The sequence below is a fragment of the Coprococcus sp. RTP21428st1_C9_RTP21428_210409 genome, assembly GCF_040227395.1.
In the GTDB taxonomy this organism is placed as follows: Bacteria; Bacillota; Clostridia; order Lachnospirales; family Lachnospiraceae; genus Coprococcus; species Coprococcus aceti.
This window is the reverse complement of record NZ_JBEHVV010000011.1, coordinates 34492-58157: the sequence shown is the minus strand read 5'-3', so window position 1 is coordinate 58157 and position 23666 is coordinate 34492. Positions and strand designations below refer to the sequence as shown.

22 protein-coding genes, 1 tRNA gene and 1 rRNA gene are annotated in these 23666 nt (G+C 45.3%); 22 read left to right on the top strand and 2 right to left on the bottom strand.

All coding sequences use genetic code 11. From position 1 onward, the window contains the following. The 12 genes from ABUA34_RS03985 to ABUA34_RS03930 all read left to right on the top strand — a co-directional run. Nucleotides 1-787, top strand: a 23S ribosomal RNA gene (locus ABUA34_RS03985); the annotation flags it as partial. 224 nt (nt 788-1011) lie between these two features. Further along, nucleotides 1012-1082 (top strand) — tRNA-Trp (locus ABUA34_RS03980). A 185-nt stretch (nt 1083-1267) separates the two neighbouring features. Then, nucleotides 1268-2173 (top strand): cysteine synthase A, encoded by a 906-nt coding sequence (gene cysK / locus ABUA34_RS03975; RefSeq protein WP_055147632.1) that lies wholly within the window; start codon nt 1268-1270, stop codon nt 2171-2173. A 141-nt stretch (nt 2174-2314) separates the two neighbouring features. Further along, nucleotides 2315-3844 carry a glycoside hydrolase family 32 protein gene (locus ABUA34_RS03970; RefSeq protein ID WP_349822873.1) on the top strand — a complete coding sequence of 510 codons (1530 nt, stop codon included), beginning with the start codon at nt 2315-2317 and terminating at the stop codon, nt 3842-3844. Between the two features lie 387 nt (nt 3845-4231). Next, nucleotides 4232-4918, top strand: a complete 687-nt coding sequence (locus ABUA34_RS03965) for a glycine zipper domain-containing protein (protein ID WP_349822872.1) — start codon at nt 4232-4234, stop codon at nt 4916-4918. Between the two features lie 50 nt (nt 4919-4968). Beyond that, nucleotides 4969-5178, top strand: a complete 210-nt coding sequence (locus ABUA34_RS03960) for a helix-turn-helix transcriptional regulator (protein WP_118017118.1) — start codon at nt 4969-4971, stop codon at nt 5176-5178. Nucleotides 5179-5233: 55 nt separating this feature from the next. Further along, complete coding sequence (locus ABUA34_RS03955; RefSeq protein WP_349822871.1) at nt 5234-6013, top strand: DUF3169 family protein; 780 nt, start codon at nt 5234-5236, stop codon at nt 6011-6013. 222 nt (nt 6014-6235) lie between these two features. Further along, on the top strand, nt 6236-6694 hold the full coding sequence (locus tag ABUA34_RS03950) for a ferritin-like domain-containing protein (protein WP_055147620.1): 459 nt from the start codon (nt 6236-6238) through the stop codon (nt 6692-6694). Nucleotides 6695-6951: 257 nt separating this feature from the next. Continuing rightward, the gene (locus ABUA34_RS03945) at nt 6952-8103 is read left to right on the top strand and encodes a DNA/RNA non-specific endonuclease (protein ID WP_349822870.1); all 1152 of its coding nucleotides are present in this window, start codon (nt 6952-6954) and stop codon (nt 8101-8103) included. Nucleotides 8104-8525: 422 nt separating this feature from the next. Beyond that, nucleotides 8526-9155, top strand: a complete 630-nt coding sequence (locus tag ABUA34_RS03940; RefSeq protein ID WP_022216873.1) for a TetR/AcrR family transcriptional regulator — start codon at nt 8526-8528, stop codon at nt 9153-9155. Nucleotides 9156-9278: 123 nt separating this feature from the next. Further along, complete coding sequence (locus ABUA34_RS03935) at nt 9279-11042, top strand: ABC transporter ATP-binding protein (protein ID WP_349822869.1); 1764 nt, start codon at nt 9279-9281, stop codon at nt 11040-11042. Nucleotide 11043: 1 nt separating this feature from the next. Continuing rightward, on the top strand, nt 11044-12777 hold the full coding sequence (locus ABUA34_RS03930; protein ID WP_161172117.1) for an ABC transporter ATP-binding protein: 1734 nt from the start codon (nt 11044-11046) through the stop codon (nt 12775-12777). 89 nt (nt 12778-12866) lie between these two features. Here ABUA34_RS03930 and ABUA34_RS03925 read toward each other — a convergent pair whose 3' ends face one another. After that, complete coding sequence (locus ABUA34_RS03925; protein WP_015533578.1) at nt 12867-13103, bottom strand: hypothetical protein; 237 nt, start codon at nt 13101-13103, stop codon at nt 12867-12869. Nucleotides 13104-13206: 103 nt separating this feature from the next. Continuing rightward, entirely contained in the window at nt 13207-13893 is a 687-nt protein-coding gene (locus ABUA34_RS03920; protein ID WP_161172116.1) for a Crp/Fnr family transcriptional regulator, read from the bottom strand. Nucleotides 13894-14038: 145 nt separating this feature from the next. On the opposite strand from ABUA34_RS03920, the gene ABUA34_RS03915 reads away from it, so the two are divergent. The 10 genes from ABUA34_RS03915 to ABUA34_RS03870 all read left to right on the top strand — a co-directional run bounded on the left by ABUA34_RS03915 (nt 14039) and on the right by ABUA34_RS03870 (nt 23659). Continuing rightward, on the top strand, nt 14039-14878 hold the full coding sequence (locus tag ABUA34_RS03915; protein ID WP_015533580.1) for an ATP-binding protein: 840 nt from the start codon (nt 14039-14041) through the stop codon (nt 14876-14878). 34 nt (nt 14879-14912) lie between these two features. Beyond that, nucleotides 14913-15461 (top strand): hypothetical protein, encoded by a 549-nt coding sequence (locus tag ABUA34_RS03910; RefSeq protein ID WP_015533581.1) that lies wholly within the window; start codon nt 14913-14915, stop codon nt 15459-15461. Between the two features lie 207 nt (nt 15462-15668). Further along, complete coding sequence (locus ABUA34_RS03905; RefSeq protein ID WP_015533582.1) at nt 15669-17111, top strand: MATE family efflux transporter; 1443 nt, start codon at nt 15669-15671, stop codon at nt 17109-17111. A gap of 60 nt (nt 17112-17171) precedes the next feature. Further along, nucleotides 17172-17882 carry an ABC transporter ATP-binding protein gene (locus ABUA34_RS03900; RefSeq protein ID WP_015533583.1) on the top strand — a complete coding sequence of 237 codons (711 nt, stop codon included), beginning with the start codon at nt 17172-17174 and terminating at the stop codon, nt 17880-17882. Further along, a complete protein-coding gene (locus tag ABUA34_RS03895; RefSeq protein ID WP_349822868.1) occupies nt 17879-19477 on the top strand; it encodes a putative ABC transporter permease subunit in 1599 nt (532 codons plus the stop codon). Before ABUA34_RS03900 ends, ABUA34_RS03895 begins: the two co-directional genes overlap by 4 nt. 146 nt (nt 19478-19623) lie before the next feature. After that, nucleotides 19624-20376 (top strand): PAQR family membrane homeostasis protein TrhA, encoded by a 753-nt coding sequence (gene trhA, locus ABUA34_RS03890; protein ID WP_349822867.1) that lies wholly within the window; start codon nt 19624-19626, stop codon nt 20374-20376. A 369-nt stretch (nt 20377-20745) separates the two neighbouring features. Then, nucleotides 20746-21390: a sugar O-acetyltransferase gene (locus tag ABUA34_RS03885; RefSeq protein WP_015533586.1), complete on the top strand. Its 645-nt coding sequence runs from the start codon at nt 20746-20748 to the stop codon at nt 21388-21390. Further along, a complete protein-coding gene (gene truA / locus ABUA34_RS03880; protein WP_015533587.1) occupies nt 21384-22127 on the top strand; it encodes a tRNA pseudouridine(38-40) synthase TruA in 744 nt (247 codons plus the stop codon). The genes ABUA34_RS03885 and truA overlap by 7 nt, the downstream gene beginning before the upstream one ends. Nucleotides 22128-22156: 29 nt before the next feature. Beyond that, nucleotides 22157-22804: a DUF6709 family protein gene (locus ABUA34_RS03875; protein WP_015533588.1), complete on the top strand. Its 648-nt coding sequence runs from the start codon at nt 22157-22159 to the stop codon at nt 22802-22804. 42 nt (nt 22805-22846) lie between these two features. Further along, the gene (locus tag ABUA34_RS03870) at nt 22847-23659 is read left to right on the top strand and encodes a threonine/serine exporter family protein (RefSeq protein WP_161172113.1); all 813 of its coding nucleotides are present in this window, start codon (nt 22847-22849) and stop codon (nt 23657-23659) included. The last annotated feature ends 7 nt before the right edge of the window (nt 23660-23666 follow it).

Here is a 23666-nt window from a genome sequence, read left to right as displayed (position 1 = left end):
TGTACAGGATAGGTGGGAGGCTAGGAAATGGTGACGCCAGTTGCCATGGAGCCAACCTTGGGATACCACCCTTACAGTACTGGGTTTCTAACCTGCAGCCGTAACCCGGCTGGGGGACAATGTCTGACGGGGAGTTTGACTGGGGCGGTCGCCTCCGAAAGAGTATCGGAGGCGCTCAAAGGTTCCCTCAGAACGGTTGGAAACCGTTCGAAGAGTGCAAAGGCAGAAGGGAGCTTGACTGCGACACCGACGGGTGGAGCAGATACGAAAGTAGGACTTAGTGATCCGGTGGTATAAAGTGGGATTGCCATCGCTCAACGGATAAAAGCTACCCTGGGGATAACAGGCTTATCACTCCCAAGAGTTCACATCGACGGAGTGGTTTGGCACCTCGATGTCGGCTCATCGCATCCTGGAGCTGTAGCAGGTTCCAAGGGTTGGGCTGTTCGCCCATTAAAGCGGTACGCGAGCTGGGTTCAGAACGTCGTGAGACAGTTCGGTCCCTATCCGGCGTGGGCGTAGGATATTTGAGAGGAGCTGTCCTTAGTACGAGAGGACCGGGATGGACAAACCTCTGGTGTATCTGTTGTTTTACCAAAGGCATGGCAGAGTAGCCAAGTTTGGCAGGGATAAACGCTGAAGGCATCTAAGCGTGAAGCCCCCCTCAAGATAAGATATCCCATCTTCGGAGTAAGACCCCTTGAAGACTACAAGGTTGATAGGCTTTGTGTGTAAGTGCGGTAACGCACTCAGCTGAGAAGTACTAATAGGTCGAGGACTTATCCTTAGAGGTTTCTAAGAGATAAGCTTTGGAGATACGCAAGTGTGCATGATATCTGCAAGGTGCAGAATCTAAGGCATACACAGTAAAGAATAAAGTTTACTTTGAAACAGTCGTTGGTTGTTAGATGGGGTTAGGTTACTAGCTTTCTGTGTGAAATTCTGAAGGTACAAAATAAAAGTACCGAGAAAATTTAACGCTGCAACAGGTGTTAAATTTTTTCTGTATATAGGGGATTGGTCAAATGGTATGATAGGGGTCTCCAAAACCTTTGGTGGGAGTTCGATTCTCTCATCCCCTGCTAAAAAGCCTTGAAAACTCAGTGTTTCAAGGCTTTATTTATATTAGTGGGAAGGAAAATGGCAAACTATGAAAAAGGAGAATGAACCACATTAATATAAAGGCAGTTCTATATATTTTATAGTGACTTTGGTGGAAAAATATGTAAAATATTATAATATAAAGTAAAGAGAAGAAGGGATTAATATGTATTACAATGATGTGCTTGATCTGATAGGGAATACTCCGCTTATGTGTCTGAAAAAGTCGACAGGATACAATATATTTGCCAAGGCGGAATTCCTTAATCCTGGTGGAAGTATTAAAGACAGGATCGCAAAAAACATGCTGGAGGTTGCAGAGAGTGAGGGAAAACTCAAGCCGGGAATGACTATTATAGAGCCTACGAGCGGTAATACCGGAATAGGGCTTGCACTCTGTGGTGTTCAGAAAGGTTATAAAGTGATAATTGTGATGCCAGAGAATATGAGTGAGGAGCGAAAGAAGGTTATCAGGGCATTTGGTGCTGAGCTGGTACTTACGGATCCGGTTCTAAGCATCGGTGGTGCTGTTGATAAGGCAAATGAGATAGCAGAATCTGATCCAGAGAAGTATTTCATGCCGCAGCAGTTTGTCAATCAGGCAAATCCAGATGCGCATTATCGCACAACAGCAGTTGAGATGTGTGAACAGCTTGGTCAGAAGATAGACATATATGTGTCTGGTGTTGGAAGTGGAGGTACTCTCCAAGGTATAGCTAAATATCTGTTGGAGAAAAATCCAGATACGAAGATTGTTGCCGTTGAGCCTAAGGGAGTGTCAGCGCTACATGGAGATGGCCCGGGAATCCATCAGATACAGGGAATAGGCGATGGATTTATACCGGATGTCCTGGATACATCACTGGTAACAGATGTAGTGGAAGTGGCGGATAAGGATGCCATTGAGATGGCGAGACGACTTGCCAAAGAACAGGGACTTCTTGTAGGTACGTCATCCGGTGCAAATGTATGGGCGGCTATGAAGATGGCAGAAAAATATGGGAAAGATAAAGTTATAGCCACAGTTATGGCGGACAGAGCTGAAAGATATTTCAGTGTAGGTTTATTATAAAATAGGAAATAAATTTATTTAGGGACATTTTCAGGAGATGCTATGTATGGTACAGTGGAAATGTCTCTATTTTATTGATTTAAATGTGTTATTTGAAAGAACGCAAAATATAAACCATGTAAGTATAAAGGAGAAAAAGAGATGGATATAAATGGGAAGATGACGGGAAAAAATGTGGTTAGCGAGGCACTTGCTGCATCGAGGGAATACGAAACTCAGAATGAAATAGATAAGAATGAGCGACCGTTGTTTCATGTGACTCCGCCTGTCGGTTGGATGAATGATCCGAATGGATTTTCTGTGTATAATGGTAAGGTGCATTTGTTTTACCAGTATCATCCGTACAGTACGGAATGGGGACCTATGCATTGGGGGCATCAGGTCAGTGACGATTTGATAAGATGGGAGCAGCTTCCTGTGGCGATTGCACCTGATACGATATATGATGCCGAGGGCTGTTTCTCAGGTACGGCCATTGAAAAAGATGGAGAGCATGTCCTGATATATACCAGTGTTATGAAAAATCCCAACGGTGATGGGGTATTGCAGAACCAGAGCATAGCGGTTGGTGATGGCGTTACATATAAAAAAATACAGAATAACCCGGTGGTGACCGGAGATATGCTGCCGGAGGGATTGAGCAGAGCGGATTTCAGAGATCCGAAGGCATGGCTTGAGGAAGGCAGATACTATATGGCTGCAGGCTGTGGGGATCAGGATAATAAGGGGCTTGTGGTATTACTTTCGAGCGCTGATATGGAAAGCTGGACATTTGAGAGTATCCTTGCACGGAATGAAGGTGATCTGGGCGGCATATGGGAATGCCATGATTTCTTCAAATTAGACGATCATCATGTACTTCTCGTATCGCCTACGGGAATGAAAGCAGAGGGATATGAATTCCACAATGGAAATAATTCTATCTATTTTGTTGGAGAATTTGATAAAGGTGAGAAGAAATTTGACGGTGGAGAGCCATTATCACTTGATTATGGAACAGATTTCTACGCGCCTCAGACTACACTTTTGCCGGATGGCAGAAGGATAATGATAGCGTGGATGCAGTCGTGGCATAATCTGTGGATACCCGGTGGACAGAAGTGGCAGGGAATGATGACGATTCCGAGGGAGATATCTCTGAAAAATGGATGCTTGATACAGAAGCCAGTGAGAGAGATAGAGAAGTATCATGCTAATATGGTCAGGTACTCAGATGAAGTAGTGAGTGGACGGCGTAGTCTGGAAGGTATAAGTGGAAGAAGTCTGGATGTGACATTTGTAATCACTGGAAACAAATACAGCAGATTTACCGTGAATCTGGCAAAGGGAAGCGGATATTATACTCGATTTATATATGACAGAGAAAATAATATAATAGAGATGGACAGGACATTTGCCGGATTTGAGAAAGATGTGGTGTGTATCAGAAGAGCCTGCGTGAAATCAGCAGAATGTTACGGGGATGTCAAGGGAAAGGTTGATGAACAGCAGGAGGCTCAAGATAGTATAAAGCTCAGATTTATACTGGACAGGAATTCGATAGAGCTGTTTGTAAATGATGGAGCTATGACAATGAGCACGGCGATATATACACCTATTGAAGCGGATGGAATAGAGCTGTTATGTGAGGGACAGGCAGTCGTGGATGTGGAGAAGTATGATATCATTTAATAAAAGATGATCTTGCTCAATTGTTTAGTTGTTGCACTGCCAGGCATCAGTCTGGCGGTTCTCCAGGTTTCAGGTGCCTCCGTTCCAACATTGAGATGACAAGGAAAGTTGTCAAAAGTTATTGACAACTTTCCTTGTCATTTGTTATACTCAATTGTAAAAGAAATGACAACTATAGTTGTCATTTGGCATATATAATATATATAGCTTGAATTTGGAATGGGATTTTAGTGGTAAGAATTAAAATGGAGTTATGAGGATATGAGGGAAAAGCAAGGTGTAAATAAAAAGGACAATCTAAGTGAAAATGGCATGGATAAAGGTAATAAGAAATCTACCTGTGAAACACTACAAGCTATGTTTGAGGGCATGATCGTCTCCCAACCAGTGGACAAATTGAAGACGCAGGTCAAGGGGTATTCCGTGACAATGATCACAGAGAGAATGTTAAAGAAGAACAAGCTGGGGGATGTTATTGCTGAGATCTGTGATATGACTGAGCTTGAGCGCGAAATCCGCCAAGGTCTGGAAAAGGGACTCCCTGTGTATGGTTTCTTCAGAAACAAGCAGATGTGGAGCTGCTTTATCTTTGATAAAGAAGATATTGCCAGGAGTGAGTTGACGCCTGAACCTGAAAGTGGCAAGGATGTACTCAGTATATACAAGCTTAGAAAGTATTACATTCATCCTGAGGTGGAGTATCTGGCAGATGACATGATGGAGGTTGCCCACAGCAATGTGTATCAGAATGTGATAGATGTATTTGGAGATGGGAAGAGTGATGGATTCTTTTTGAGGGATAAAATATATGTGTGTAAGCGCGATAAAACCACTGGCGCACCACTTGGAATTATCATAGGTGTTGCACTTGGTATAGTGTACGGAATGCTGTTTGACAATTTGGCGCTTGGAATTTCCATTGGATTCTGTTTTGGAATAAGCTTTTCCATGATATGGGGGACATCCACACATAAGTATGCAGAGCATGGGCTGGCAGACAGAGCAGAAGCTGAAGATGCGGACAATGTAATAAAAGGATTGGGCTCTGATGGAGAGGACGGCATAAACAGATAATGGACCTGATTATGATGACAATACAGATTAACAAGCTGGAGGTGATATAGATGCCGCTGTACAACAGGCTGAAGGAATATCGGGCGAAGCTGGGAGTAAACCAGCAGGAGATGGGAGCGTTGGTGCAGACCTCGAGGCAGACGATAAGTCAGATAGAGAGGGGAGATTACAGTCCATCGGTGACTCTGGCACTCAAGATCGCAAAGGTGTGTGGTGCCAGTGTGGAGGATATATTCCAATACGAGGATGATAAGGAATGATTCCTGACATATGGATAAGGTCGTGTTAATTCATAGAATGAAAAGAGGATATGAGATGAAGGATACTGATAAAAAAGTGAACAAGAAAAGTAATCTGAAGATATATATAATATTTGCGGTCATGATCCTGGCAAGTCTGCTGGGAGGTTTCCTGGCGGGAAGGCTTGCCGCGGTGAACAAGGACACATTGGATGGGATCAACTGGGATCATATATGGTGGATAACAGCTGATACGCTGCCTATAGTATATGGTGTGCTCATGCTGGCGACGTTTGTGGTGTCATTTATCATGTATGGGAAGATAAAGAGGATGATCAGAGGCTGGGACGGAGAGAACGAGGATGTGATAGTGGATATAGAGAGTCGGATCACGACTGCCTCATATCTCCCGTGTGTCATCGTGTTCGTTGGACTTGTGTTGTTTCCGGTGTGTATATACGCTGTGGACAGGACGTACAGTGATGGGCGTGGCACATTCCTGACAGTGCTGTCCGAGCTCATATTTCTGATATCTATGGCACTGTATTGTGTGGTTGAAAAGCTTGTCATCGATGAAGAGAAGAAGCTTAACCCGGAGAAAAGCGGAAATATATTCGATATGCATTTTCGCCGTGACTGGGAGAACACATCGGACGAGGCTGAGCTTATCATGATAGCCAAATCCTCCAAGAAGGGATTTATGACTGGAATTAAGGCAGGATTTGTCATGTGGATACTTACGTTTATGAGCATGTTTGCATTTGACACAGGCGTGATGCCAATAGTGGCTGTTGGACTTGTGTTGATTGTAATGTATGTGGCTTATTGCAGAGAGTTTGTGAGACTACAGAAATAAAATAAATATATGTGATATAATGGCGGATGGCTGTATGACAATTGCAGGGCATTCGCCTTTTATTGTATGACACGGTCCTGAGATTTTTCATTGCCATACATATATATAAATGACCAGAAGGCAGAAAAATATAAAAAAATAGAGATGTAGGAATAGAGCTGTACTATTTTGGACAATAATATCTATGCGATGGGATGAATTTTAATCGAAAGGAGTATTGCTATGATATTAAAGGAAAAAGAGAAAACAGTTATCCAGGATCTTCAGACACAGGAGAAGTCCTGTGTGGAGAAATATGGAAGATATGCGGAGCAGGCGAAGGATCCTGAGCTTAAGAATCTGTTCCAGACTATACAGAAGGAAGAGCAGAAGCACTATGATTCACTTACCCAGGTGCTTGACGGACAGGTTCCACAGTGTGACTGCAATGACAGCGATGGAAAAGATTATGAGCCAAAGCAGACATACAAGATGATGGACGATTCCGAGGATAAGAAGAATGATGAGTTCCTTGCAACAGACTGTATTGGAACAGAGAAGCTTGTGTCAGGCGAGTACAATGGAGAGATATTTGCATTTGGCGAGAGCGCGGTGAGAAAGCTTCTGGCGGATATACAGATCGAGGAGCAGAATCATGCGGAGATGCTCTACAAGTATAAGGTCGCAAATGGAATGGTGTAGGGAAAAGCTTACACAAGGGAGCATAAATTGTAAGGAGGATATGTATCACATGTGGTATATATCCTCTTTTTTGTTGCAATGATTCGTTAAAGCAGCTAGTGAAAACTCTTTGTTTTGAATTGAGGTTTTATGCGGGGATGTATTCACAAAACGGATGACAAAATGTAGAATGTTATTATGCATTTTGGAAAAAGATAGCTAAATTTTAATAGGATGTATATAGGCAGGGATAACATTTTCAGAGAGGAGAATGTGACGTGAAAAGAAAATTTTACAGTGTACTGTATGTAGCAATATTTGCATTGCTGATGTCCGGGTGCAGTATGTCAGGAATTGCGGATGGCAGCAGGTCCGCGGTAAAGGGATATGAGAAGGAGACTGTAGAAGATACCTCAGAATCAGAGAATACCACAGCTGCGGAGAAAAAAGATAACACCGGCAACACGTCACCTGAAAGCAGTGCGGCATCATCTGAGAATATTGCAGATCAGCAGGCTTCGAGCATGGAGATTGCTGATATTCCCATATATTCGGGAGAGGCATATTGTGAGATAAATGGCAATGTGCCTTATTTCAGTGAGGATGAGATGGTGACGGAGGCATTTGAGAATTACAGCGATCTGGACTTTCTTGGAAGATGTGGAGTTGCCTATGCCAATATCTGTAAGGAGATTATGCCAACGGAGGAGCGCGGCGAGATAGGTATGATAAAGCCTTCAGGGTGGCATACAGTTAAATACAATGATCGTATAGACGGCAATTATCTGTATAATCGCTGCCATCTGATCGGATATCAGCTTGCCGGGGAGAATGCAAATGAAAAGAATCTGATAACTGGAACCAGATATCTGAATGTCACTGGCATGCTGCCATTTGAAAATGAGGTAGCTGATTATGTGGAAAGTACTGGAAATCATGTGCTTTACAGGGTTACACCTGTATACGATGGAGACAATCTGGTTGCGTCCGGAGTGCAGATGGAGGCGGAGTCCGTGGAGGATAAAGGCGCAGGAGTAAGTTTCAATGTGTATGTGTACAATGTACAGCCAGGCGTGATAATCGACTATGCTACAGGGGACAGCGAAGCGGATCCGGATTATGTGGTGCCGGGAGAGAATGCCAGCACTAAAGTATCAGAGGAAAAAGGAGATGATGACCAGACAGCAGAAGCTGGAATGATCGGAGAAACTCAGGATACGGAGTCAGATATTGGCAGTGATACATCGGAGATCCAGAAGGAGTCTGCGGATGAGGATACATACATAGTCAACACCAACACCGGTAAGTTTCATAAGCCATCATGCAGGAGTGTGAAACAGATGAAGGAAGCGAATAAATCTGAGAGAACGACCACAAGGGACGAGCTTATATCTGAGGGATATGCACCTTGTAAGAACTGCAATCCGTAGTTGGACTTTGCTTGGGATTCTGATACACTCAGAACAAATTACGAGAGAGCTTCATCGGATAGTGACCGCAGTTAAGAAAGATGGAGAGGTAGGTCTTGAGTATATGAAGAGTGTGGAGATAGAGAAAAGAATAAGACAAGAGAGCAGAGAAGAAGAGAGAAAAACTAATTAGACAATCACTTGATATCGTATTGTATATCAGGTGGTTGTTTTTTATAAGGGTAAAGCGCATATTTTATCAAAAATTTGATATGGCTGAAAAATTATCAAAACAGCACTTGACAACAGGGAGATTATATATAAAATATAACAGTGTAATATAACACTGCTATATTTGCGCGTGTCTGATGGTTGGTATGGCACTTGCATTTGGAATCTGTTTCGGTCAGAAGCGAGGCACATTAAACGGGAGAGGAGTCTTTATGACAGAAAAAGCAGAGAACACAAGACAAAATATTTTGAAAACAGCACTGAATCATTTCCTTGAGTATGGATTTGCAGGGGCATCGCTCAGAAGCATTGTGAAAGATGCCGGACTTACAACAGGTGCATTCTATAAATATTATCCTACAAAGGAGGCACTTTTTGATGCACTGATAGATCCGTATGTGGATGAGCTGTATGGGATATATGACAGCGTGCTTGAGGAGTTCCAAAGTCTGCCTCCGGAGAAGCAGACAGAGAATATGGCAAGCGCATCCGGAAACGGAATGGATCAGATGGTTAATTATGTGTATGATCATTATGATAATTTTAAACTTCTGCTGCGGTGCAGCGACAATGAGAAATACGGAGATATGATACATAATCTGGTAGGCCGTGAGATGAGATCTTCAAAGCAGTATGTGGATGAGATGCACAGAGCCGGTATAAATGTGCCGGACATAAGCGACAGCCTTTGTCATATGATATATAGTGGCTTTTTTTCGGCGATATTCCAGATCATAGAACACGACATGGATCGTGAGACTGCGATAGAGAATGTCGGCAAGCTCAAGAAGTTCTACACCGGAGGCTGGGAGAGACTATGGAAGGTGCAGTTTCCGGAGTAGTCAGTAGGTATGCGGCAAGGTAAAATACCGAACCGCATAATTTTAAACTATGAGGTTAGGCGAAACTAATGCAAATAAGTGAAAACGAACAAGTTTTTGCTCAAGATATAAGGAGGAGAAAAAGTGGAAGAAAAAAAGAAATCAGCGGTGAGCTGGGTCCTCACATGGGCGGGGCAGAAGAAATCATCCTATGTGTGGAGCGTCATTTTGGCGGTTATCAATGTAGTATTCAAGATAGTTCCGTATTTCATCATTGCGGACGTGGTCAGGATGTTCCTTGACGGGGATAAGGATCTCAGGGAATATATGGTGAAGGCTCTTATCATAGCGGGATCATTTATACTTGCAGAGCTTTGCCACAGCGTATCAACGGCATGTTCCCACAAGGCGACATTTACCGTGCTTGCAAATATCAGAAAGTCATGCTGTGACAAGCTTGCAAGGGTGCCGCTTGGATATGTGAAGGACACTCCATCGGGATCATTCAAGAACATCATGGTGGAGAGAATAGACAGCATAGAGACGACTCTGGCACATGTTGTGCCTGAGTTTACATCCAACCTGCTGGCGCCTATCATTGTCATTGTGTATTTTTTCATGGTTGACTGGAGACTGGCGTTGTTCTCATTTATCCCGATAGTCGTTGGATTTGCAACGTACATGGGCATGATGATCGATTTCCAGGAGAACTACAACAGGACAGTTGAGAAGACCAAGGCGCTGAACGACGCAGCAGTGGAGTACATAGATGGAATTGAGGTCATCAAGGCATTTGGCAAGACAGAGAGCTCATATGCCAAGTTCACAAAGGCGGCAAAGGAGAACGCAGACTCGTATATCAACTGGATGAAGAAGTGCTCATTCTTCCAAGCAGCCATGTTCGTCATCACACCGTACACACTTGCAACGGTCCTTCCGATAGGTGCGCGCTATGTGTCAAATGGTTCGCTCACCACAGCGGATTTCGTTGTGTGTATCATCCTCTCACTTGGAATAGTCGGCCCGCTGCTCACCATCGGTTCATACACCGATGACTTAGGCAAGCTGTCGACAGTCATCGGAGAGGTGACAGGAATCCTGGAGCAGCCGGAGCTTGTGAGACCTGAGCGAACAAAGGCACAGCCGAAGGACAATGGAATAAAGGTTACAGATATTACATTTGGCTATCACGACAAGGAGATACTCCACGGCGTGAGCATGGATATAAAGGCGGGAACGGTAAATGCGATAGTCGGTCCGTCGGGAAGCGGAAAGTCTACAATAGCCAAGCTGATAGCTTCACTGTGGGATGTGAACAGCGGAAGCATAGAGATCGGAGGCGTGGACATAAAGGATATCGCGCTGGCGGATTTCAACGACAGGCTTGCGTATGTGTCACAGGATAATTACCTGTTCAACGAGACAGTCAGGGACAACATAAGACAGGGAAGACCGGATGCCACGGACGCCGAGGTCGAGGAGGTAGCCAGAAAGAGTGGTTGCTACGACTTCATCATGAACCTTGAGAACGGATTTGACACCGTGGTCGGCGGTGCAGGTGGACATTTGTCGGGCGGTGAGAGACAGAGGATATCCATCGCCAGGGCGATGCTGAAGGACGCGCCGATAGTTATACTGGATGAGGCAACAGCCTACACCGATCCGGAGAATGAGGCCATACTTCAGAGCTCTATCGCCAAGCTTGTGGCGGGTAAGACGCTGATAGTCATAGCCCACAGACTTTCCACCATCAAGGATGCGGATCAGATATTTGTGGTAAATGCAGGAAATGTGGAGGCTCACGGAACACATGAGGAGCTTCTTAGCAAATGCACACTTTACAGGGATATGTGGCAGGCGCACATCTCAGTCAAGGATACGGCAGGCGATGAAAAGGAGGGCGAGTAATATGTTTGGAGTATTAAAAAAGTTCTTCCTGTTCTCAGGTAAGGAAAATGGCCGCAAGTTCAAGCGTTCAATAGTGATAAGCCTGATAGATGCACTGGCATCGGCGCTGAAGATCCCGGCTATAATGTGTGTCCTCATGGGCGTTATAGAAGGAAAAGACCTTGGAAAATATATACTTGGTTCAATAGCCATCATGGCGGTATCGATCGTAGTTGGAATACTGTGCAAGATGTCGTCGACCGTGCTGCAGACAGAGGGCGGCTACACCACAGCGGCATTCAAGCGTATAGAGATGGCGGAGCACCTCAGATATGTGCCTATGGGATATTTCAATTCCAACAGCATAGGTGAGATCGCATCAGTAACGACAAATACCATGGAGAATCTGGGAGATGTGGCTACGAGAGTAGTCATGCTCACGACCCAGGGACTTCTCGAGACATCCATGATCATACTCATGATCCTGCTCTGCGACTGGAGGATCGCGCTGGTATCATTTGCAGGAGTTGCCATATTCCTTGTGATAAACACGGTGATGCAGAATGCCGGCAAGCAGGCATCTTCGGCGAAGATTGACTGTGACACTGAGCTCATAAACCAGATCATGGAGTACATACAGGGCATATCGGAGGTCAAGTCCTACAACCTCATCGGCAAGCAGACGAAGAGACTCAATGCGGCAAATGAAGCCTGCGTCAGGGCAAATGTAAAAATGGAGCTTGCCTATGTTCCATATCATTTCCTTCAGAGCGTTGTGACAAAACTCACCGGAGCTGCAATAATAGGTCTTTCGGCTTATTTCTATATAAATGGCAGCATGAGCGTTCTGTATGCTGTGGGTATGTCGATCGCGGCATTCATGCTCTACGGGGGCCTTGAGACCATGGGAACATTTTCATCACTGATACATGTGGTCAGTGTGTGCGTAGACAAGGCAAATGTAGTGCTCGGACTTGACACAATGGATATAGATGGAAAGGAACTCAATCCAGAAAATCACGATATAGAGGTTAAGAATATAGAGTTCTCTTACGACAAGAGAAAGATAATAGACGGAATCTCACTCACCATACCGGAGAAGACAACGACGGCGATCGTCGGACCATCTGGCGGTGGAAAGACAACCCTGTGCAATCTGATCGCCAGATTCTGGGATGTGGATTCGGGTGAGATAACCCTGGGCGGAACAAATGTTAAGGATTACAGCATGAACAGTCTCATGAACAACTTCTCATTTGTATTCCAGAATGTATATCTCTTTGCTGATACCATAGAGAACAACATCAAGTTCGGAAGGCCGGAGGCAACCCATGAAGAGGTTGTGGAGGCTGCAAAGAAGGCGTGCTGCCATGACTTCATCAGCAAGCTTCCTGACGGTTACAACACTGTGATCGGTGAGGGCGGTGCAACCCTCTCAGGCGGTGAGAAACAGAGAATATCCATAGCCCGCGCCATCATGAAGGATTCACCTATCATCATCCTTGACGAGGCGACTGCAAATGTCGATCCTGAGAACGAGAAGGAGCTTACTCTTGCAGTGGACGCTTTGACAAAGGAGAAGACGATCATCATGATCGCCCACAGACTCAAGACCGTAAGACATGCGGATCAGATAGTAGTGGTGGATCAGGGAAGAATAGCCCAGAAGGGAACCCACGAAGAACTCATGAAGCAGGACGGAATCTACAGAAGATTTGTGGATTCGAGAGAACTGGCAGTTAGCTGGAAGATATAAGTGAAATGTATCCTGTGAAACACAGAAGACAGGTGTCAGATAATCGACACCTGTCTTTTGCTTTGGGATATTAGTTATCAGTTCGCAGCCTACTCAAAATCGTCCTCATCATAATCGCAGTCGCAGTTACAGCCGCCATCGCTGCAGTTGCCGTTGTATGAGCCAAATGTCTGGCTCTTTCTAGGAGAGCAGAGCATTCCGAGCACAAGCCCTGTGAGGAATGTGCAGATAGCGAAAAGCACGGCCTCTCTTGTTGAGTAGTCTTTATCCTTTACGACAACAGTGAATTTGTTCCATCCGTCTTTGATAGTTTTCATTGGTTTCATTGAAATCCCTCCTGATCATATTATATTGATAAATCCTGAATCAGGGAAAATCCCCCATCTGTAATGAATTTCCCTGAACAGTTAATTACATGATACATCAACATCACACATCAGTCCACCCCTGGGCAGGAGACTTGAGAACAAAATGAGATTTGTGGAAGTCGATCAGCCCATCAGTCTTCATCCTGCCAAGTTCAGTAGACAGTCCACTGCGATCCACGGACAGAAAGTCAGCGAGCTGCTGTCTGGAAAATGGTATGTCAAATTCGTTGCTGCCATGTCTGTGCATCTCCGATGACAGGTAGGAGAGCAACTTATCCCTGGTTGTTTTCTGACTCATGTGCTTTGATTTTTCGCCGAGCCTCAGGTTCTTGCCGGCGAGATCACGCAGGAGATTTCTTATCATCTGATTATGTCTGCCACATGTTACCGGGCAGGTGGTGAGCATTTTTTGAACATTCAGAAACAATACAGAACTTGCAGCTTCAGCATATACGCTGACGTCGAGTACGGAGCCAGGGGTACAGGCATATGATTCCGCAAACGTGTGTCCGGGCAGGATGGCAGACATGACGCTTTGACCCCCCCAGTAATCCTCCTGGATGACTATCGCTTTGCCTGTAAGCAGCAATCCTATATATTCTGTTGTGTTGCCAGCCATGAGAATACACTCATTTTTTTGGTATTTTTTGATGATTGCACCCAGACAGTCCAGTATGGAGTCAACGTCGTCGGCGATAATACCAGAAAAAAGACTGGATTTCAATAATGTGTCCATGTATTTGTTCATATTACCTCTTAGTGGGGACGCTACTTTTGTCACAAGGATTGTCCCTAGAAAGTATAACATTTTTATGTTGAAAATTCAACATACACAAATGCTCTGACTGAATATAATGACGTTAAAAGCAGGAAAAAGATTGGAGGAAATATATATGATAAGAAGAGTTATACAGATAGACGAGGACAAGTGTAATGGATGTGGAGCCTGTGCAAATGCGTGCCATGAGGGTGCTATAGGCATGGTAAACGGCAAAGCAAAGCTGCTCAGAGACGATTATTGTGATGGACTTGGCGACTGCCTGCCGTCGTGTCCTACAGGAGCCATAACATTTGTGGAGAGAGAGGCGGCTGCGTATGATGAGGCGGCAGTCATGGCAAACAAACAGGCAAGACTCGATGCAGAAAAATCCAGAAATATGGTTGGCTCAGGAGTGATGCATGAAAAAAGTCCGGCACACTCCGGTTGCCCTGGTTCCATGGCGAGAAGCATATTCAGGAGACCGGCAGCAGCTTCAGGTGAAGCAGTACAGGCAAGCTCATATGAACAGGCAGCAGTAGAATGCGTACAGAATACAACTGATAAAACAGTCAATCAGCAGGCGGGTGACATATATAATTATGAGCGCCCGAGCCAGCTCACACAGTGGCCGGTGCAGATCAAACTTGCCCCGGTAAATGCGCCATACTTTGATGGTGCAAAGTTGCTTATAGCGGCGGACTGTACAGCCTATGCCTATGCATCGTTCCACGAGAAATTCATAAAGGGACATGTGACTCTGATCGGCTGTCCGAAACTTGACAGTGTCGATTATTCAGAGAAACTTACAGAGATTATCAGGCGAAATGACATACAAAGTGTTACAATAGTCCGTATGGAGGTTCCTTGTTGTGGAGGACTGGAGATGGCTGCGAAGAAGGCACTTCAGGACAGCGGCAAGTTTATCCCATGGCAGGTTGCAACAATATCAATAGATGGAAGAATTCTTGACTGACATTCTCTTCACAGCACCATGAAAGGTAAAGACAATGGAAGATAAAATAAGAATTACAACTGAGACAGGCAGTCGTCTGGTCGGTGCTCTGATAGGGCTGGTGAGAGCCACTGATGGGATGATGCATGTGACTGATGATACAAATAACATAATAATAGAAGGTTTGCACATGTCTGATATTGCTCTTGGCATCTCTGATGCAGACATGAAGGCGATGATCGCAAGGGTGCATGCTGATAAGCATACAATTGTCCCTGACTGCAGTGTATGCGGTGCACCATGTGGCAGGACTGCAGATTATGACTGGGAGAGCGTGTACAGAGAAGAACGGACAGAGCACGAGGAAGGCAATAGAGATGGCAATGTGGCAGAGCCTTCTGTCATATCGGACGTGCGGATAGACATACTTTCCACACTTCAGAAGATATCCCACAGAGTGATCTCCGGGGAGATCAACGCAGATGGCGAGGTGAACTTCAGTGTGTGCAGGGCAGTATTTGCACTGGGGGAGAACTGGAGTGACGGCGAGCTTGAGAGAGTAGAGCGTGAGCTTGAAGATTTGTCAACCAACAACAGTATGTAACAATGGCACACAAAAATATAATACTTGAAAATAACAAGGCTTGGCGCATCACAGATGGAATAAAAGTGGTGCGCCTGTTAAAATTAATAAGAAAATACTTCATACTACAGGTATAAAGCCATTGCAAATACAATTATTCGGGAGTACAATAATCGGACGCATCAAATTAAATGATGAAAGAGATAATAACAGGAAAAGGTAACAAAAATGGGAAGTGCTGCTACGGGCTTTGTAAAAAATAATAAAAAGGTGACATGGAAAGAATTTGCCAGAATGCTGGCTGTGCTTGCTGTGCCTATTGCGATGCAGAATCTGCTGGCGACCACCGCTAGTATGGTTGATACCATCATGATAGGAAGTGAGGGCGAGATCGCCGTTGCGGCGGTTGGCGTGTGTGCACAGATAGGATCACTTTTGTTTTCAACATATTGGGGATTTGTCAGCTGCTCCCTTCTGTTCATGTCTCAATACTGGGGTGCCAAGGATCCAGAGGGAATGAACAAGGCATTTGGTCTGGCGATCATATGTGCGGGAATATTTGGAATAGCATTTGCGGTGGTGACTGTGGTTGCACCGGGGTGGATACTTGGAATATATACAGATAAAGTAGAGATCATAGCACTTGCGAAGCCATATATGAGAATAGTTGGATGGTCTTATCCGCTTCAGGTATTTGCCGCAATAATTACAGCACTCCTTAAGTCAACGGAGAGGGTGAAGGTGCCACTGGTATGCTCGGTCATCTCACTTTTACTCAACTTTTGTATAAATTTTGTGTTGATCTATGGTAAATTTGGTGCTCCCAAGATGGGAGTTGCTGGTGCGGCTATAGGTACACTGGTGTCTGGTATCGTGAACATAGCGCTGCTCATTCTGTATCTTGCAAAGAGCAGGCATGAGATAAAGTTCAGTGCGCGAAAGGCATTTGATATTGATATGGGATTTGTGAAGTCCTATGCGTCCAAGGCATTCCCGATCGTATGCAACGAGATCCTCTATGGCGTGGGCCAGATGATAATCAACGTTGTCATGGGACATCAGAGTGATTCCGCCATAGCCGCCATGGCTGCATTCCGTGTATGTGAAGGTTTTGTATATGCATTCTTTGGTGGCCTGGCAAATGCGTCCAGCGTCGCCGTGGGAAATGAAGTCGGTGCCGGTAATCTGGACAGGGGACTTTCCTATGCCAAGAGAGCTGCACTGGTATGTCCTGCCATCACATTCACAATTGTGCTCATCACGATGCTGCTGCACAATCCGCTGTTCGGATTGTTTGGACTCGGGGCTGAGGCGATGATGTACACAAAGTATATGCTTATAATATATCTGTTCTTCGGAGCAGTCAGAACATGCTGCTATATACAGAACGAGTGCTTCCGTGCAGGCGGTGAGGCCATCGTTGGAACAGTTATGGAGATCAGTGGACTGATGTTGTTTTCGGTCCCGGCTACATGGGTAGCAGGAATGGTGCTCAAGCTGCCATTCCTCGCAGTGTTCTCATTTGTTTACACGGATGAACTTCTGAGATTTGTCATACTGACACCGTACTTGTTAAAAGGAAGGTGGATCAAACCTATGACGGGACCTGGTCGCGCGGCACTTGATGAGTTCAGGGGCAGGATGAAGCGAAATAAGCATAGAGCGCGATAATCTATGGGGACGGAGGGGTCAGGTATCTCCGTCCCCTGTTTTGAAAAAGGAGAAAATAATATGTTGCAAATAAAAAATCTCACAAAGAGATACGGAGATAAGTTGGCGGTGGACAATCTAAGCCTACATATAATGCCGGGGGAGATATATGGTTTCATCGGACACAACGGAGCAGGTAAGACAACCACTATAAAGGCGTGTACAGGAATCCTGAATTTTGAGGAGGGAGATATCCTTATAGATGGAGTGTCCATAAAGGAAAAACCGCTGGAATGCAAGAAACAGATGGCATATATTCCTGACAATCCAGATATGTATGATTTTATGACCGGAATCGGATATTTGAATTTTATAGCAGATATATTTGACGTGCCGGAGGAAGTCAGGGACGAGCTCATAGACAAATATGCTGACGCATTTGAGATAAAAGACAACCTAGGACAGCTGATATCCGAGTATTCCCATGGTATGAAGCAGAAACTGGCAATCATATCAGCATGGATACATGAGCCGAAACTTGTCATCATGGATGAACCGTTTGTCGGACTTGATCCAAAGGCTTCCCATATACTCAAGCAGATGATGAGAAAAATGTGTGATGACGGAGGGGCGATATTCTTCTCCACACATGTATTGGAAGTCGCAGAAAAGCTGTGCGATAAAGTGGCGATCATCAAAGGCGGACGACTGGTGAAGGCGGGCATAATGGAGCAGGTGAAGGGAGACGAGTCACTTGAATCCGTGTTCCTTGATCTGGAGGGTGAGTCATGATAAGGATATTGATGAAGAAACAGCTTAAGATGCTGTTCAGTGGATTTTTCGTTGACCGGAAGACTGGAAAGTCCAGATCCAAAGGTGCTGTAGTTCTGGGTATCATCAGTTATGTGGCAGTGCTGCAGGGCTGTATGGGAGCCATGTTCGGAATGGAGGCATATTCGGTGTGTGAGCCGCTTTGTTCTGCGGGGCTTGATTGGATGTACATGGCGATGATGTCTATGATGGCGTTGACCATCGGTATATTAGGAAGTGTGTTCAATACATATGCGAGCTTGTATCAGGCAAAAGACAATGACCTGATGCTGTCACTGCCCATCCCGGTCAGGGCTATATTATTTGCAAGACTGTCAGGAGTGTACATCATGGGTGCGATGTTCGCCGTGACCGCCATGGTTCCCGGTATCATAGTATATGGAATAGTAGCCCATCCCGGTGTGTGGCCGGTCGTGTCATCTATTATAGTACTGGTTCTTCTGACATTTGTCATACTGGTGCTCTCATGTATACTTGGCTGGGTAGTGGGGAAGATAGGCAATAAGACCAGAAATAAGAGCTTTGTGACAGTTGTATTGTCACTGGCATTTATAGCCGCATATTATGCTGTATACATGAATGCAAATAAGCTGCTCTCAAAGATCCTGGCAAACAGCGGAGAATACAGTGCAAAGATAAAAGGTGCTGCATATCCGCTCTATTCAATTGGTCGTGCGGCTACAGGAGATGGACTGCAGCTGGCGTTTGTGGCAGCAGGCACATTGATCATCTCTCTTGCAGTGTGGCTGGTACTTGAGAGAACATTCATCGGAATCGTGACGACAAAAGCCGGACATACAAAAAGGAAGAATATAATAAAAGCTGCAAAGGCGCAGAGCCAGGATGCAGCACTTCTTCAGAAAGAGTTCAAAAGACTGGCAGCATCTGCCGTATATATGCTCAACTGTTCCCTGGGGACATTGATAATGATCGCTATGGCAGTGGTTTGTCTTGTTAAAGGACAGTATGTAGTAGATATGATTACGAAAACTCCCGGACTACCGGATGGTGTACTTATAATTGGGGCATGTATAGCCGTATGTGCCGCCGCGTCGATGAATGATCTGACTGCACCATCGATATCTCTGGAGGGAAAGAATCTTTGGATCGTGCGTTCGCTTCCAGTCACATCGTGGCAGATACTTAGGGCAAAACTGAGGATGCATGTGATACTTACCCTGATTCCGGCGCTGATCCTTGATATAGTGATGCTTGTTTTTGTGACACCATCACTTGTAGATGGCGTGATGATGTTACTGATACCATGTCTTTATGTGTGCTTGACTGCATACATAGGGCTTGCAGTCAATCTCAAGATGCCAAAGCTTGACTGGACGTCGGAAGCATCAGTCGTGAAGCAGAGCATGGGTGTACTTGTTGCTCTTTTATCTAATTTTGTGTATATTATTGTACTTGTGGTGGGATATTTGTTATTCGGAGGTTTTACCGGAGCGACAATGTATCTAGCAATAAGCACTGCATTGACGGCAGCCGCTGCAGTTTTGTTTAGGATATGGCTGAAGAGACGCGGGGTGCAGGTGTTTGAGGCACTTTAGCGGTCTGCGATGATGATCCCAGGGCAGTACTCTGCACGGGAGCTGGAGACTGCGGTTGTAAGACAGTGTAGATTATAGATAGCAGTATAAATTATAGATAGAATTATAGATAGAGTTATAGATAGAAAGAAGTTTTAGGATTAAATATGGCAGAAGTAAATAACTTAGAAACAGACATGAGCAGTCAGCAGAAAGCTGAGCTGGACAAAGAGAAAAGCAAAGAAGAGAAGAAAGACTCAAAAAGAGAAAAAAAGCAGCACTACAGGGAATTGAATGAGCCGCCAAAGCTCACCGTTCTCGAGGAGGTGGGAAATGCTGTTACCCACGGAATAGGAGCAGGACTTGCCATAGCCGGCTTTGTCCTTCTTCTCCTGAAGTCAGACACAGGACTCAAAGTGATGGCATCGTGTTTTTATGGAATATCACTGATATTGATGTTTCTCATGAGCTGTCTGTATCACTCATACAAATCCGGGCTGGCAGTCAAGCGGCTCTGGAGAAGATTTGACTATTCCTCGATATATCTGCTGATAGGCGGAACATTTGCTCCGCTGTACCTTGTGTACTGGGGAAATGTGCTTGGAATAGTGTTGTTCTGTGTGCAGTGGGCGCTCATAATAGCGGGGATCACCATCATATGTGTGTTCGGACCGGGCAGGTTCAGACCGATACACTATACGTTGTACTTCGTCATCGGATGGAGCGCCATCATGTTCATTCCGGGCTGGTTCAGAAATGACAAGCCGCTTCTGGGATGGATCGTGGGCGGTGGTATTGTCTATACGCTTGGCATGATTCCATTTGTGAAGGACACCAAGGGGGCGCACTTTATCTGGCATATCTTTGTGATGCTGGGGGCTGCGCTGCATTGGTTTGGGATGTACCTTTATGTGTATTGAGGACGGACGAAAAAATGCTCTCCAGACATAATAAGCCGTGTGCCTGTATTCTGAATCACACTAATCTTCCGTCACTTCAGCTTGCTTATATTTGCACTGCGCTCTGCGCACGATAAGGGCGTTTGTGCGCGCCGCTCCGGCAATAAGCGCTGAAGTTCAGTCGATTACGCTATCGATTCAGAATACAGGCACGCGGCTTATTATAATATCTGGAGAGCAGTTTTTCTGTTACCGATAGAAGTTTATTGCTTATATTGGATTCGATTTACGAGTAATTATATTTGCGGTTGATTGCAGCCATAAAGAATGGTATCTTTTAGTCAGATATAAACATGATGAGTAAATATTATAATACGAGGAGAAAATTCTATGGATAGAGTAGAGAAAATGTTTGGCAGAATGAAAGCTGGCAAGTTATATAAATGTGTGGACTGGGATCCAGAGGGGAAGGCGAAGGATCTGGTTGATAAGTTCAATGGTGCTCCGAGGTCTGAGACAATGACAAGAACCGGCGAGTATCTTGGAAAATTATTCGCACACATGGGAAAGGAGTGTTACATAGAGCCGCCATTTTACTGCGACTATGGAACAAATATACATGTGGGAGACTATTTCTATGCAAATACAGGGCTGATAGTCCTGGATCAGTGTGACGTCGTCATTGGAGATCATGCATTTCTGGGACCAAGGGTCAATATATATTGCGCAAGTCATCCGATAGATGCGATGATCAGAAATGCCGGTGTGGAGCTTGGCAAGCCGGTCACAATAGGCGATAATGTATGGATCGGCGGCAATACGGTCATCAATCCGGGTGTGACCATAGGTTCAAATGTTGTCATAGGCTCAGGGGCGGTTGTCACAAAGGATATTCCGGATGGTGTGATAGCTGCTGGAAATCCATGTAAAGTCATAAGACCGATAACAGAAAAAGATAAGCAATATTGGCTTGAACAGGTAAAGGAATTTGAGGCAGACACAGGCGAGCAGGTCCCTGGAGAGGACATATGGTAAATTACAGATTTACTTTCAGCTATGATGGCACACGTTATCACGGCTGGGAGAGCAAGACAAATGCGGATACAGTGGAGGGGCGAATAGAGGCGGTCCTCACCAGGATGGTCGACGCAAAGGTCGACATCCATGGTGCAGGCAGGACTGATGCGGGAGTGCATGCCAGAGCCATGGTGGCGAACGGAAGGCTAGAAACAGATAAGACTCCGGAAGAGATAAAAGATTATCTGAACAGATATCTGCCTGCGGATATCTGCGCGCTTGATGTTGCTGTGGCCGGGGACAGGTTTCATGCAAGGCTGAATGCAACCGGTAAAGTCTACGAATACACGCTGTATGTAGGTGCTGAGAAACCTGTATTTGACAGAAATTATGTGTGGTGTGTGCCGCAGGGCAGTGCACTTGATGTGGATGTGATGAAAAAGGCTGCATCGTATCTTGTCGGAAAGCATGATTTCAGATCTTTTTGTGGCAACAATAAGATGAAGAAATCCACGGTCAGAACAATATACGATGTGGATATAGTCAAGGAGGGAGACTACGTCCGCATGAGATTCCATGGAAATGGCTTTTTGCAGAACATGGTGAGGATACTGACCGGAACACTGGTAGAGGTTGGATATGGGAATATGAGTGCGGAGCATATTCCTGAGATCATAGCCGGGATGGACAGGCAGCTGGCGGGGCCTACGGCGCCTCCACATGGACTTTGCCTGATGAAAGTGGAATATGACTGAGTACAATTAAGAAAATGGGGTTAAAATAGATGATAAAGAAGCTTGGAACAAAGTACAGGATAAAATGTATTATTGGAGCAGTGATATTTGCAGCAATCGGAATCTCCGGTGTTGCTGCAGCAATGGGGGTAGATGAAGGATCGATATGGATAGGGCTTGGATCCGCGATGTTCCTCGCATTTGCGGCATGGTTTGTATCCCTGGCAATAAGGCAGAGCAACATAAGAGACGTGCTGGATTACTGTAAGAAGAAGCCGAATCCTGAGTATGAGATGGAGAGGATAGAGCAGTTTTACAGATCAGGTGCTGCAGTGAATGGTCTCAGATTAAATAACGAGTTCTTCATGTATATCAAGGGTGACACGGTGAATTTTGCCGAGACCAGGGAGCTTATGTGGGTATATAAGCTCATAACCCAGAACAAAGTGTACGGAATCAAGGCGGGTAAGTCTTACCAGATCGAGGTCAGGCTGAATGATGGCAGCGGAATGGCGCTTCCGATGAGGAAGGAGAAGGACTGTGATGACACCCTTGCATACATAGAAAGAGTGGTTCCATACATAATAATAGGATACAACGATGAGATAAATAAGATATATAACCACAATCAGAAGGAACTGGAGAAAATGGTGGATGAGAGAAGACACCAGTATTTCCAGCAGGTTCCAATGAGATAGATAATGGCATGAGGTATATCTGTACAAAAAGGATGGTGGCATATGGGTATGGCGGATATCGACAGGCACAGCGGAATGGAGAAGCTGCGGGATATGCCTCAGGGAAGTCCGGAGGATGTGAAAATGCTCGGCCTGTTCATGGATGTCGGAGCCATGATGATCCGGAATGGCTCGGAGGTGAAGAGAGTGGAGGATACACTCAGACGAATGGGAGCTGCTTATGGAGCAGAGCGTATGGACGTATTTGCTATTACATCCACTCTGGTATGTACCATGAACATGCCGGATGGATCGGTGTGCTCCATGACCAGAGGAACCAGGGATGGGACAAAGACGGACTTCTGGAAGCTGGAGCGGATAAATGCCCTGAGCAGAGAGTATTGCAGACAGCCACTAGCCACTGAGGGCCTGAAAGAACGAATTGAAGAGATAGAGCAGGCATCAGCGCCGAGATTCCGGGTGTGCGTGGGAAGCGTGCTGGCGGCGGGAGCGCTTGCGGTATTCTTCGGCGGAACCATACTTGATGGAGCTATGGCGGCGGCATTTGCTGTGGGGATATGGCTGATGCAGATGTATTTTGCCCCGATATGTACCAACAACATACTGTTTAATTTCCTGTGTTCATTTGCCACGGGTGTATTGATAGGACTGGCGGGGCACGTGCTTCCAATACATGAGGACAAGGTCATGATAGGAGATATAATGCTGCTGATCCCGGGGCTTGCGCTGACAAATGCAGTGAAGGACATGTTTGTCGGTGATACGATAACTGGAAGCCTGAGACTGGTTGAGTCAGTGCTGTGGGCGGCAGGCATAGCCTGCGGATTTGCATTGGCGGTATTTATCTGCAGATAACAACAGG

What these genes read in the sequence shown, in the direction of transcription:
- ABUA34_RS03955 (WP_349822871.1), top strand. Translation starts at nt 5,234, where the DNA reads ATGAAGGATACTGATAAAAAAGTGAACAAGAAAAGTAATCTGAAGATA.
- ABUA34_RS03930 (WP_161172117.1), top strand. Translation starts at nt 11,044, where the DNA reads ATGTTTGGAGTATTAAAAAAGTTCTTCCTGTTCTCAGGTAAGGAAAAT.
- ABUA34_RS03900 (WP_015533583.1), top strand. Translation starts at nt 17,172, where the DNA reads ATGTTGCAAATAAAAAATCTCACAAAGAGATACGGAGATAAGTTGGCG.
- ABUA34_RS03950 (WP_055147620.1), top strand. Translation starts at nt 6,236, where the DNA reads ATGATATTAAAGGAAAAAGAGAAAACAGTTATCCAGGATCTTCAGACA.
- ABUA34_RS03915 (WP_015533580.1), top strand. Translation starts at nt 14,039, where the DNA reads ATGATAAGAAGAGTTATACAGATAGACGAGGACAAGTGTAATGGATGT.
- ABUA34_RS03875 (WP_015533588.1), top strand. Translation starts at nt 22,157, where the DNA reads ATGATAAAGAAGCTTGGAACAAAGTACAGGATAAAATGTATTATTGGA.
- ABUA34_RS03895 (WP_349822868.1), top strand. Translation starts at nt 17,879, where the DNA reads ATGATAAGGATATTGATGAAGAAACAGCTTAAGATGCTGTTCAGTGGA.
- trhA (WP_349822867.1), top strand. Translation starts at nt 19,624, where the DNA reads ATGGCAGAAGTAAATAACTTAGAAACAGACATGAGCAGTCAGCAGAAA.
- ABUA34_RS03885 (WP_015533586.1), top strand. Translation starts at nt 20,746, where the DNA reads ATGGATAGAGTAGAGAAAATGTTTGGCAGAATGAAAGCTGGCAAGTTA.
- ABUA34_RS03910 (WP_015533581.1), top strand. Translation starts at nt 14,913, where the DNA reads ATGGAAGATAAAATAAGAATTACAACTGAGACAGGCAGTCGTCTGGTC.
- ABUA34_RS03925 (WP_015533578.1), bottom strand. Translation starts at nt 13,103, where the DNA reads ATGAAACCAATGAAAACTATCAAAGACGGATGGAACAAATTCACTGTT.
- ABUA34_RS03920 (WP_161172116.1), bottom strand. Translation starts at nt 13,893, where the DNA reads ATGAACAAATACATGGACACATTATTGAAATCCAGTCTTTTTTCTGGT.
- ABUA34_RS03940 (WP_022216873.1), top strand. Translation starts at nt 8,526, where the DNA reads ATGACAGAAAAAGCAGAGAACACAAGACAAAATATTTTGAAAACAGCA.
- ABUA34_RS03960 (WP_118017118.1), top strand. Translation starts at nt 4,969, where the DNA reads ATGCCGCTGTACAACAGGCTGAAGGAATATCGGGCGAAGCTGGGAGTA.
- ABUA34_RS03970 (WP_349822873.1), top strand. Translation starts at nt 2,315, where the DNA reads ATGGATATAAATGGGAAGATGACGGGAAAAAATGTGGTTAGCGAGGCA.
- truA (WP_015533587.1), top strand. Translation starts at nt 21,384, where the DNA reads ATGGTAAATTACAGATTTACTTTCAGCTATGATGGCACACGTTATCAC.
- ABUA34_RS03870 (WP_161172113.1), top strand. Translation starts at nt 22,847, where the DNA reads ATGGGTATGGCGGATATCGACAGGCACAGCGGAATGGAGAAGCTGCGG.
- ABUA34_RS03905 (WP_015533582.1), top strand. Translation starts at nt 15,669, where the DNA reads ATGGGAAGTGCTGCTACGGGCTTTGTAAAAAATAATAAAAAGGTGACA.
- cysK (WP_055147632.1), top strand. Translation starts at nt 1,268, where the DNA reads ATGTATTACAATGATGTGCTTGATCTGATAGGGAATACTCCGCTTATG.